General features: G+C 28.8%; 10 protein-coding genes, 2 tRNA genes, 1 rRNA gene and 1 riboswitch. Of the genes, 7 read left to right on the top strand and 6 right to left on the bottom strand.

All coding sequences use genetic code 11. From position 1 onward, the window contains the following. Positions 1–23 precede the first annotated feature (23 nt). Positions 24–98: transfer RNA gene (locus B3086_RS12960), tRNA-Asn, on the top strand. Between the two features lie 106 nt (positions 99–204). Here the strand turns inward: B3086_RS12960 and B3086_RS12955 are convergent. Then, positions 205–1,089 carry a ComEC/Rec2 family competence protein gene (locus B3086_RS12955; protein WP_346890609.1) on the bottom strand — a complete coding sequence of 295 codons (885 nt, stop codon included), beginning with the start codon at positions 1,087–1,089 and terminating at the stop codon, positions 205–207. 121 nt (positions 1,090–1,210) lie between these two features. On the opposite strand from B3086_RS12955, the gene B3086_RS12950 reads away from it, so the two are divergent. Then, on the top strand, positions 1,211–1,921 hold the full coding sequence (locus B3086_RS12950; protein WP_346893614.1) for a lysophospholipid acyltransferase family protein: 711 nt from the start codon (positions 1,211–1,213) through the stop codon (positions 1,919–1,921). 57 nt (positions 1,922–1,978) lie between these two features. Here the strand turns inward: B3086_RS12950 and B3086_RS12945 are convergent, their stop codons facing one another. The 3 genes from B3086_RS12945 to B3086_RS12935 form a co-directional block, all read right to left on the bottom strand. Next, positions 1,979–3,424 (bottom strand): NADP-dependent glyceraldehyde-3-phosphate dehydrogenase, encoded by a 1,446-nt coding sequence (locus B3086_RS12945; RefSeq protein ID WP_346893612.1) that lies wholly within the window; start codon positions 3,422–3,424, stop codon positions 1,979–1,981. 88 nt (positions 3,425–3,512) lie between these two features. Next, on the bottom strand, positions 3,513–4,178 hold the full coding sequence (locus B3086_RS12940) for a DUF2284 domain-containing protein (RefSeq protein ID WP_346893610.1): 666 nt from the start codon (positions 4,176–4,178) through the stop codon (positions 3,513–3,515). 154 nt (positions 4,179–4,332) lie between these two features. Then, positions 4,333–4,557 carry a DUF378 domain-containing protein gene (locus tag B3086_RS12935; protein WP_035134290.1) on the bottom strand — a complete coding sequence of 75 codons (225 nt, stop codon included), beginning with the start codon at positions 4,555–4,557 and terminating at the stop codon, positions 4,333–4,335. Positions 4,558–4,750: 193 nt separating this feature from the next. On the opposite strand from B3086_RS12935, the gene B3086_RS12930 reads away from it, so the two are divergent. Continuing rightward, a complete protein-coding gene (locus B3086_RS12930) occupies positions 4,751–5,128 on the top strand; it encodes a hypothetical protein (RefSeq protein WP_346877175.1) in 378 nt (125 codons plus the stop codon). Between the two features lie 82 nt (positions 5,129–5,210). Here B3086_RS12930 and B3086_RS12925 read toward each other — a convergent pair whose 3' ends face one another. Next, positions 5,211–6,815, bottom strand: a complete 1,605-nt coding sequence (locus tag B3086_RS12925) for an amidohydrolase (RefSeq protein ID WP_346890613.1) — start codon at positions 6,813–6,815, stop codon at positions 5,211–5,213. 483 nt (positions 6,816–7,298) lie between these two features. On the opposite strand from B3086_RS12925, the gene cysS reads away from it, so the two are divergent. Then, positions 7,299–8,705 carry a cysteine--tRNA ligase gene (gene cysS / locus B3086_RS12920; RefSeq protein ID WP_346893608.1) on the top strand — a complete coding sequence of 469 codons (1,407 nt, stop codon included), beginning with the start codon at positions 7,299–7,301 and terminating at the stop codon, positions 8,703–8,705. A 51-nt stretch (positions 8,706–8,756) separates the two neighbouring features. Here cysS and B3086_RS12915 read toward each other — a convergent pair whose 3' ends face one another. Then, positions 8,757–9,221 (bottom strand): hypothetical protein, encoded by a 465-nt coding sequence (locus B3086_RS12915; protein WP_346846310.1) that lies wholly within the window; start codon positions 9,219–9,221, stop codon positions 8,757–8,759. Positions 9,222–9,605: 384 nt separating this feature from the next. Here B3086_RS12915 and rrf point away from each other — a divergent pair. The 3 genes from rrf to B3086_RS12900 all read left to right on the top strand — a co-directional run bounded on the left by rrf (position 9,606) and on the right by B3086_RS12900 (position 11,140). Beyond that, positions 9,606–9,722, top strand: a 5S ribosomal RNA gene (gene rrf, locus B3086_RS12910). Between the two features lie 5 nt (positions 9,723–9,727). Continuing rightward, positions 9,728–9,803: transfer RNA gene (locus B3086_RS12905), tRNA-Lys, on the top strand. Positions 9,804–10,212: 409 nt separating this feature from the next. Continuing rightward, positions 10,213–10,312, top strand: a riboswitch (glycine riboswitch). 90 nt (positions 10,313–10,402) lie between these two features. Beyond that, positions 10,403–11,140, top strand: a complete 738-nt coding sequence (locus B3086_RS12900; protein WP_346846311.1) for a trimeric intracellular cation channel family protein — start codon at positions 10,403–10,405, stop codon at positions 11,138–11,140. Positions 11,141–11,291: the final 151 nt, after the last annotated feature.

Genomic DNA, 11,291 nt, shown 5'->3' with positions numbered 1-11,291 from the left:
GTAGGTTGTTGCCAGGTCAATGTTCCGCGATAGCTCAACGGTGGAGCACTCGGCTGTTAACCGATAGGTTGGAGGTTCGAATCCTCTTCGCGGAGCCATTTTTAGTCTTACAAAGTAAGGCTTTTTTTATTTTTTGATAATATATTTGAAAAGTATGCAACATAGCTATTAATTAAATATTAGCTATGTTGCATACTTTTAATATTAGCTACCTTCATGTTCAGTAGATATCATTAATTTATCATTATTTGTTTTTATTATAATGTTTCCATTTATATCAGTCCTAAGTATTTTAGAATTTAGATTTTCCAATGCTTTTAAAGTATTTTTATGAGGATGACCAAAATCATTTCCCATGCCACAACTTATTACAGCTATTCTAGGGTTTACTTTAGATAAAAATCCTTTGGAAGATGAAGTCTTACTTCCATGGTGTGCTACTTTTAATACAGTAGATTCTAAAGATTTTTTACTAGCTAATAAAATATTTTCAACTTCTTCTTCCATATCTCCAGTAAACAAAAATGAGGTATTTTTATTTATATATTTTATTACTATAGAATGATTGTTTAAATTATCATCGGAGATATCACCGGTCCATAGAAAATCTATATAATTATCCTCTGAAAGTTGAATTTTAAGATCGTCATTAATATTTCTAATTGTAAGTCCTTTACTTTTAAGTGCGTTTACTAAGTTAGAAAAATTCTTATCTGTGGATAAAACTTTAGGCATAATAAACTCTTCTATATAAAAATTATTAACTATATCATCCATAGAACCAATATGATCTTCGTGAGGATGAGATGCAATAAGGTAATCTAATTTTTTAATTTTATATTTTTTAAGATAAGAAATTAAAGTGTCTTTAGCGCTATTTGGTCCACTATCTATTAAAATATTAAAATTATTATTCTCAATAAGAATAGAATCTCCTTGGCCAACATTTATAAAATGTATCCTAGTTTCTGAATCCTTCAATTTAGTATTAATACTATTTTTGCTAGTATAACCTAGTAAGAAAAAGGAGACAAAAAATATTATAGATAATATAAATAGAGTTCTATTACTTTTATAAAATTTTTTCATGAGACCTCCTTAAGTAGTACATGTAATATATAAAGTATTGACAAAATTTCAATATATACTTCACCAGAATACATATTATTGATATAATTAAATGTAAACATTAAAAAAGGACGTGAATTATTTGAGAAAATTAAGATTTGGAATAAAATTTTCTTTTAAAATGCTTGAAATTGCCATTAAAAGAATTACATATTCAATATGTAAAAATAAATTAACAGAAGAAAAAAGGGAAGAATACTTATATAATTTAGAGAAGGACTGGGCTGCTGCTACAATTAAATATTCTGAATTAAAAGTTCATGTTGTAGGTAGTGAAAACTTATTAAATCAAACATGTGTTTATGTTTCAAATCACCAAAGTATGCTAGATATACCTGTAATAATGATGAATATAAAAGATACTGCAGGAGCTGTGGCTAAAATCGAAATGAAGAAAGTACCGGTTATATCCTATTGGATGAAGGAATTAGGATGTGTATTTTTAGATAGAGAAAATGGACGGGAAGGTTTAAAGGCAATCCTTCAAGCTATAGAAATAATAAAAAGTGGCAGATCTATGCTTATATTTCCAGAGGGTACAAGAAATAGAGACAAGGGTGTAGGTGATTTTAAAAAGGGAAGCCTAAAACTTGCAGTTAAGGCTAATGTACCAGTGATACCAATTACGGTAAATGGAACCTATAAGGGATTAGAGGGAGAGCCAGAAGATTTAAAAGCTCAAATTATTTTTCATAAACCAATTTATATGGAGGACTTAAGTAAAGAGGAAAAAGCTAATTTATCTGAGATATGTAGAGAGATAATAGCAAGACCACAAGATGGGAATATATAATATATAAATAAAAAGCTTCAAAGAAAATTTCTTTGAAGCTTTTCTATTAAGTTTAATTTAGTCTATGGTTAATACTATGGATTTAAGTCTAGTCATAGCTTCAATACTATATTTTATGCCTTGAGTACCCATACCTGAAGCTTTAACACCGGAGAATGGGAAGTGATCTGGTCCTCTTTCAGACTTATTATTTATTTGAACAGCCCCCACTTCTAATTTGTTAGCTACATAGAAGGCATCATTAATATTTCTTGTAAATACACTAGATTGAAGTCCATATTGAGATTTATTAGCAATTTCAATTGCTTCATCTTTATCCTTTACTCTAATTATAGGTAGTACAGGACCAAAAGGCTCTTCCCATGCAATACGCATATCACTAGTTACCATATCAAAAAGAGTTGGGTGTAGTAAGTTACCCTCTCGCTTATTACCATATAGTAATTTTGCACCTTTACTTAAGGCATCTTGAATAAGCTCTTCAACAAAATCAGCAGATTTTTTATCAATTAAAGGAGTAATTTTAGCTCCAGATTCAGGAGTGCCTATAGTGAGTTTTTTTACTTGTTCCAAGATTTTAGAGGATAATTCATCGGCAACATCTTCTGTAACTAATACACGTTTAATAGCTGTACATCTTTGGCCAGAATAACTATATGCACCTGAAACAATTTCTCTAGCTGTGTCATCTAAATCAGCATCTTTTAGTACAATGGCAGCATCCTTTCCACCCAGTTCCATAATCATAGGTACCATACCAGCAATTTTAGCTATATGTTTACCTACTTCTGTAGAACCGGTAAAGTTGATAAAGTTTATATTGTCGTTAGTAACTAGATAGTCACCTATTTGAGAAGATTTACCAGTAACAGAGTTTATTACCCCATCAGGAACACCTGCTTCTTGAAATATCCTAATAAGATGAAGAGCACTTACAGCACCCTGTGTTGGAGGTTTAAGAATAACACTGTTACCACCAACTAAGGCAGGAGCAATCTTGGAAGCTGATAGGTTAATTGGATAGTTAAAAGGTGATATAGCAAGGACTAAGCCTATAGGTACTCTTTGAACTAGACTCATCTTATTTTTTTTAAATCCTGGGAAAGTATCAGCAGCTATTGTTTCTCCTTCTAGATTTTTACCAGCATCTGCAGTAAATCTTATAAAATCTGCAGTACGCTTTACTTCAGAAATAGAGGAATTAATATCTTTGCCTATTTCCATCATAAGAACTTTAGATAATTCATCACAATTTTCTTCAAGCAAAGTTGCTGCTTTATGTAAGATTTCAGAACGTTTACTTACAGGTACATCACTCCAGGAATTTTGGCTTTCTTTAGCAAAACTTATTATCTTATCCACATCATCTTGACTCATTTGAGGTATAGTACCTATTAATGAGTTATCGCTAGGAGAAAAAATATCTATAGTATTTTCCGTTGTCATCCATTGACCATTTACTAAATTACAGTAATGATTTTCTTTCTTTACACATTTGAACAAAGAAAAACCACCTCTTTCATATTTTAATTTATTAATAATATTATTATCAAAGAGGTAAGTTTAAATACTAGAAATAGAATATTAAGTTTTAATTACTATGCAATATTTGCAAAATTTTATCTTCAGAAATATCTAAATTGGAAAGTAATCCAGATACGCAGGTTACATATTCTGGTGTTGAGTTACTGCTCCATTGAATTTTATCATTAATAATATTTTCAACTATCCCGCATACATCAAAACCAAGACCTTCTAATGAATATCTTAATTTCCTTGGGAATATACAAGGCATGTTATTGCTACGAGAGCAGTTGTTGCAAATTAGGCATCTTCCAGAAAATAGTGCAATGCTGTCATTATAATAAGATTCTAAGGAGAGTATTTTATTATCATTAAATTCTCTAAAACTATAATAAAGACCATTAAAAGTATTAGTAAATTCATCAGTGCTATTACTTATATCACTATATTTACTTAGAGAGTAGGTAACAATATTATTTAGTTCTTCCTTTGGAATTTGCTCTATATAGGTTTTACCACTAATTACATAACAATATTTGAACTTAGAAACATATTCTAAATCACTAAAAGAGAGTGGAGGACAAGACCATACCTTATTAAATTTATTACAACTTTCGCAGTATTTATTTACTATCTCAGGAGTATAATACTTTAATAATTCATCAATACTACACTTTTTAACATTATAAGAAATATATTTTATCATTTTTAACACCTCAGCTAAGTTTTTCATAGGATATTTAGGCATAGAGCATTTTTATATAAGTTAAAAAATTTATTTAAATTACATTATGCTATTGCCAACCTATCTAAACTATTATAAATTAAAAACAAAATAAATCCTATAAAATTATAAAATAAAAAAGCCGCAATTGCGGCTTTAGAAATTATTCCACATCAGTATATTTACTCTTTGCAAAGAATGATATAGCATAAAGACCTGCTAATCCTACTATGGCATAAACAATTCTACTAAATGTGCTTATAGCACCGAAGGCACTAGAACCTGCAAATAAAATTGCAACTAAGTCAAATTGGAATAATCCTATTAGGCCCCAGTTTACCGCACCAACAATAACTAAAATTAGTGCAATTGAGTCTAATACTTTCATAAAAACATCTCCTTTTAAATAGATTACAGTTGATAGTATTACCATTAGTTTTAAATTTTAAACAAAAAATCATAAAAAATCCTATTGTTAATATTTTGTGAACATATTAAAAATCTGTTATAGTAAGTACATTTTTATAGATATATATTATATAATACTATTTAGTTACAATATATTTGAAAGAAGGAATTTTATGAAAAATGTATTAATATTTTTAGGAAGTATTTTATTATTTTCAATTATAGTATTAGGTATATATGCTTTACTAAAGAAATTTGTATTTAATAAAATAAAAATAAACAAATGGTTAGTACTTATAATGGCTTTTATTGTGTTTGTAGTACCACCACTAGTATTTACAACATTACCAGTGTTAGTAACAAATTATGTAATACCAGGTATATTCGTTATATTATTTCTATGGTTTTGGGATTTGTGTGGCTTCATGTCTAAGACTCAAAATAAAATTGCCAAGGCTGCTTATAATAAACCTAAGAGTAAGAAAAATGATATAGTAATAAAACCAAAGGCAAAACCTAATAGAGTTAAAAATAATCCTAATAATAAATAAAAATATAGTTGAATTAGATAAAGAAAAGGATGCAAGTATAATTAAATACTTACATCCTTTTCTTTATTTTTTTATAAATATGCTATAAAACCTTTATTCCATTAACATAGGTTTCTAAAATTTTGGTTTCTTTAATTTTGTTTTTAGGTACAGCAGTTATATCTTGAGATAAAACTACAAAATCAGCTAGATAATTTACTTTAATTTTACCTTTTATATCTTCATCAAAGGACATGTAACTAGGTCCTGTAGTATAAGCTTTTAAAGCATCTAAAGGGGTAACACCTTCATCAATATTAAAGCCATCTATAGGTTTATTATTTAGATCTGTTCTATTTACAGCTCCATGGATTCCTTGGATTATATTAAAACTTTCAATAGGAGCATCAGAGCTAAAGGCTACAGGAATGCCTTTCTGTATCATAGAATTAAAGGCATAACTACTTTTAGTTCTAGCTTTGCCTACTGCTTTTTCAACTATAGGATAATCACTCATAACAAATGCTGGTTGTACATTAGCTATTATATTGAGCTCCTTGAATCTATCTAATAAATCCTCATTAGTAAATTGACAGTGAACTATAACAGGTCTAAGATTATCATCAGTATCTTTAGAAATTTTTTCATAGGAGTTTAATATCATTTCACAAGCTCTATCTCCAATACCATGGATAATAATTTGAAATCCTTGTTTAAAACCCTTAGTAACAAAACTATCTAAATCCTCTTGAGAATAAATACTAATACCATTATCAGGAGTATCCTCATAGTTGTCTATCATAGCTGCAGTACGAGCACCTAAAGAGCCATCTTGAAAAAGTTTAAGACCTCCAACTTTAAGAAAATCACTACCTACCTTTGATTTCAAACCAAAACTATTAGCTTTCTCTAATAATTCATCAGTATTAAGGCATAGCTGAAGAGTTATTCTTACAGGGAGGTTGCCTTCTTCTTCTAACTCTCTATAACTTTGAATTAAATTAGGTAAACTTCTACAGTGAGTTAAGTCTTCAGTTTGAACAGAGGTTATGCCACATTTAATTAAGTCATCAAAGGTGCTATGGAGAGAAGCTTTTATTTCTTCCACAGAAGTGGGAGGAACCTTACTAAGTGCAATATTTAAAGCATTTTCACGAAGAATTCCAGTAGGAACTCCATTTTCTCTATCTATAGCACCACCAGTAGGATTTTCTTTCATTTTATCTATACCTAAGAGTTCAATAGCTTTTGAGTTAATTACCCCTATGTGACCACATATTCTAGAAAATATAATTGGATGATCACAGGAGATTTTATCCAGATCATATCTATTAGGAAGTCGTTGTTCTTTAAAATAGTTATCATTCCAGCCTCTAGAAATTATGTATGTATCCTTTGGAATATTGTTTTTATTAAGATAAGACTTCACAACACTAATCATTTCATCTATGGAGGATAAGTTATTTAGCCTTACTGCAGTCTTTTGAAACCCATAATTAAGTAGATGCATATGAGCATCATTAAAACCTGGAACTACAGTATTGCCTTTTAAATCTGTAACTTTGTAGCCCTCTTTAGAAAATAATGACAGTAAGTCGTCATTACATCCTACCGCTAGAAATTTTCCATCTCTCACAGCAAAGGATTCATAAACCTTATTGTTATCCAAGGATATAACGTTTCCATTAACGTATATATCTATAGACATATAATCACCACCTATTATAATATAGTTAAATAATATATATAGTTATTCTTTAGAATAATATAAAATCCTCTTTAAAACTTGTAAAGGTTTTAGTTGTTGAGAAATTTTAAATAAATTGTAGTGTTATTTATACATATAACTTGTAAAATTATTATTATATGATAAAATTTAAATATAAATTATTTTAAAGGAGAGCATTATTATGTGTAGATGTTGTTGTTGCTGTTGTAACATATGTATAATTTAACAAGATACTACTGAGCTATAATAATGTAATTAATAATTGATATAAATTTTAATCGTTATTTAAGCTACAGTTGGTTCTGTAGTTTTTTATATTTTATACTAATATGATTTAGAATAAGAACAGTTTAATGTTATGTAAAGTATAAATATAGTTAAGCATATATTATATAGATAAGTTACAGAACAGTAATTATCATTAAAACATTAGTTATAAGAAATATGTAAAGGAGACATGAGATGAGTTTTTATTTATACAACACCATGACTAGAAATAAAGAAGAATTTATTCCTGCCAATAAAAATAAAGTTGGAATGTATACTTGTGGCCCTACTGTCTACAATTATGCCCATATAGGAAACTTAAGAACATATATATTTGAGGATGCATTAAAAAAATCCTTAGAGTATGTAGGTTATAAAGTTAAGCATGTTATGAATGTAACAGATGTAGGTCATCTTCAATCAGATGGAGATGAAGGTGAAGATAAAATGGCTTTAGGTGCAAGTCGTGAGCATAAAACAGTATGGGAAATCGCAAAATTTTATGAAGATGCTTTTTTTGAAGATTGTAAAAAGCTAAATGTAAAAAGACCAACAGTGGTATGTAGAGCAACAGAACACATAGAGGATATGATCAAATTTGTTCAAAAGCTTGAAGAACGTGGTTACACATATGAATCAAATGGAAATGTATATTTTGAAATAGATAAATTTGAAGATTATACAAAGCTTGCAAATCTAAGTATAGATGAGTTAGAAGCTGGTAGTAGGATAGAAATAGATCCAAATAAGAAGAATCCTTTAGATTTTGTACTATGGTTTACAAATTCTAAATTCTCCAATCAAATAATGCAATGGAATTCTCCCTGGGGTAGAGGATTTCCAGGATGGCACTTAGAGTGCTCAACCATGAGTATTAAATACTTAGGTGAGAATATTGATATTCACTGTGGTGGAATAGATCATATACCAGTTCATCATACAAATGAAATTGCTCAATCAGAAGCAGCTTTGGGTCATAAATGGGTAAATTACTGGGTTCATGGAGAATTTTTAGTGTTAGATGGAGGCAAAATGTCTAAATCAAGTGGAGACTTTTTAACAGTATCTAAACTTGAAGAAGAAGGATTTAGTCCATTAGATTATAGATATTTCTGCTTACAATCTAAGTATAGAAAACAACTGGTATTTAGTTTTGAAAGTCTAAAAGATGCCCAAAATGGCTATAAGGCATTAAAGAAAAAAATAGGGACTATATTAACTAATATTGAGGAAACCAATAATATGAATAAGGAACTTATTAGCGGATATCAAGAAAAGTTTAAAACTCAAATAAGTGATGATTTAAATATAGCCAATGCATTTACAGTGCTTAATGAGGTTATAAAAGATGGTGAATTAAATAATAAAGAGAAAGCATTTTTAATTGAAGATTTTGATAAAGTTTTCTCACTTAATTTAATGACTATTGAAAAAGAGTCTATTGAAGTGGATGAGAAACTAATAAATCATCTTATTGAAGAAAGAAATATTGCAAGAAAAGAAAAAAACTATAAAAGATCAGATGAAATTAGAGCACAGTTATTAGAGATGAATATAGAGGTGCTAGATAGTAAAGAAGGAACTTCTTGGAGAGTAAAGTAAATAAAATAAAAACACATGGGGTGAATTTGAAAGTAACTCCATGTGTTTTTGTTAATCCTCACAATTGCATATGTTATTAATAAAGTTATATATTCTACATTCCAATACAGGATATATACAGTTAATTTGCTCAAGAATTTTATAGGCAGTTTTTTCAGCTTTTTTCAATTTAGAGGTTTTTCTTTTAGTGATAGTAGAATTATTTAATAATTGTGTTGTGCCCATAGTTAGATAAGAAGTATTAGAAAGCTGAATTAATATTTGAAGCAAAGGTGATATACAATTAGCTACATATAAAACTTCATAATCATTAAGAGATAATAAGTTAAGCTGAGTTTTTAGCACATTTAGGCTAGTAGTAATTTCAGTTAAAGAAAGCAACTCACTTTTAAGAGAAAGTAAAGTGCTGGGATCAGAAGCAGATTCTGAAGAACTTTCATTTATTTTATCTAGGCTAGATGATATTAGTGCTGTTAAATTGTCTATGCTAGTAGATATTTTGCTTATATCCTCCATAAAATACTCCTTGGAAATTTAAAATTCATATATTAAGTATATTAAATAGAGTATATATATATTCATTTTACATGTGATTTCAACTATGGCAAAATATATATAGGCAGAAAAATGTATAAAAATATAGATAATATTATTGACATGGGATAAATAATCGAGTAAAATAATAAAAGTCATTGAGAGTATTCGATGATAAAGAAAATAGTTATTTTCTTAACTGGGCGATGATATTGCAGACTTTTTCTATATGAGCAATATCCGTATATCAACAACTAAGTTAGTGGTATTATCGCAATGCTAATGAAAAATTAAAAAATTCTTCATTAAAGACAAACTTATTTAGTTTGTATAAGTACAAAGATAATTATAATTTCTATGTACTTATCTGGTAAGCATATCTTGAAGGTAACACCCGTAACCATGCCGAACACGACGGTTAAGCTTCAAAGAGCCAAAAGTACTGCACGGGAGGCTGTGTGGAAGGATAGGTTATTGCCAGGTAGTTTGGTTCACTAGCTCAGTCGGTAGAGCACATGACTTTTAATCATGGTGTCCGGGGTTCGATCCCCCGGTGAGCCACCAAAACACCTTATTTTATAAGGTGTTTTTTTATAGGTTGATTACAAGGTCTTTACTCCTATGTCTTTCAAAGTGAGAGTAAAGAGGAGTTAAGTCCATAGATATCCATTGCTCCTAAAGGAGAACCAGTTCTAAGTATGGAAAAAGCTCTGTTGAAAATTACAGGGATAGAATATATTGCTTTTAAATTTTGAAATCGTATAGATAATCAATTTAGTATTTAATATTATAAAATGGCTTGATTTATATGAAAAATTCATATAAATTAAGTAAGGAAGAAAATTAAATTTAATATTGTATGGATGAATGTTATTGAAGATACTTAGTTTTTTAAAGACTAAGTAACCGTAGGAGAAAGAGTTAATTACAAGCTTTTAATTAACTTGAAACTTTCAGGTTGAATACAATAGCAGGACATAACCCTGGAGAGACTCTTTACATTAATAATTAAAGAGCATCAACGAAGCAACCTTTATAGGGAATCTTTCAGATAAAAGGACAGGGAGTAAAAAGCATTTATTAATTATGTTTTTTACTCCTTTTATAATGCAAAATATTAAATTGGAATATTATTACATATAAGTAGAGAGGAGAATATAATTATGCTATTAATTATTTTTGAAGTTGTTGGAACAGTGGCATTTGCATTTTCTGGAGCTTTAGTAGGGATGCAAAAAAAATTAGACTTATTTGGAGTTATATTTTTAGGAATTATTACAGCTATTGGGGGTGGAATATTTAGAGATATAACCTTAGGACAAACACCACCAACTGCTTTTATAAACCCTACTTATTTTATTATAAGTATAGTGGTATCTATTATGGCTTTTTACGGATATCCTAAATTATCTAGTATGTACACTACATCTAAAAGAAAAGAAATTATTTCTGAATCTCAGGGTAATAAATATATGAGTGAGGAACAAGTACTTAAAATAGCTAATAGGAGAAAGCAAATAGCTATCTTAAAAAAAGTAATATTAATTTTAGATTCAATTGGACTTGCTACATTTACAATATTAGGTGCAAATTTAGCTTTTAAGCAAGCTCATAGCAATATATTTTTAGTAGTTTGTATGGGATTAATTACAGGTGTTGGAGGCGGAATTTTAAGGGATACCTTTGTTCAGGATACTCCAATGATCTTTAAAAGGGAGATTTATGCAGTGGCATCAATACTTGGAGCATCGGTATTTTACTTATTTAACTATTATGAAGTGAATTACGATATAACTTTTTGGGTATGCTTTACAATAATATTATTATGCAGAGCTATATCTATAAGACTCAAATTAAATTTACCAATATCTAATTCTGACAAGTATGATATAAACTTATAGGGCCAATAATTAAGTAAAGAAAAAGCTCATATAGATTTTAATAGTACATTACGTGAATATATCTACTGGATATATTGCAAAAAGTAGTAACTTCTTATTTCTAATATTTTTTATAAATAAACATCACATAATTATTATGAGTACATATTAT

Source organism: Clostridium sp. UBA871 (assembly GCF_002295255.1).
Classification (GTDB): Bacteria; Bacillota; Clostridia; order Clostridiales; family Clostridiaceae; genus Clostridium_J; species Clostridium_J sulfidigenes.
The sequence above is the reverse complement of the archived record's forward strand: the minus strand, read 5'-3'. Positions and strand labels throughout refer to the sequence as shown.

Coding starts and splice junctions, on each gene's coding strand:
- cysS (WP_346893608.1), top strand. CDS start 7,299: ATGAGTTTTTATTTATACAACACCATGACTAGAAATAAAGAAGAATTT.
- B3086_RS12940 (WP_346893610.1), bottom strand. CDS start 4,178: ATGAAAAACTTAGCTGAGGTGTTAAAAATGATAAAATATATTTCTTAT.
- B3086_RS12925 (WP_346890613.1), bottom strand. CDS start 6,815: ATGTCTATAGATATATACGTTAATGGAAACGTTATATCCTTGGATAAC.
- B3086_RS12915 (WP_346846310.1), bottom strand. CDS start 9,221: ATGGAGGATATAAGCAAAATATCTACTAGCATAGACAATTTAACAGCA.
- B3086_RS12955 (WP_346890609.1), bottom strand. CDS start 1,089: ATGAAAAAATTTTATAAAAGTAATAGAACTCTATTTATATTATCTATA.
- B3086_RS12900 (WP_346846311.1), top strand. CDS start 10,403: ATGCTATTAATTATTTTTGAAGTTGTTGGAACAGTGGCATTTGCATTT.
- B3086_RS12930 (WP_346877175.1), top strand. CDS start 4,751: ATGAAAAATGTATTAATATTTTTAGGAAGTATTTTATTATTTTCAATT.
- B3086_RS12935 (WP_035134290.1), bottom strand. CDS start 4,557: ATGAAAGTATTAGACTCAATTGCACTAATTTTAGTTATTGTTGGTGCG.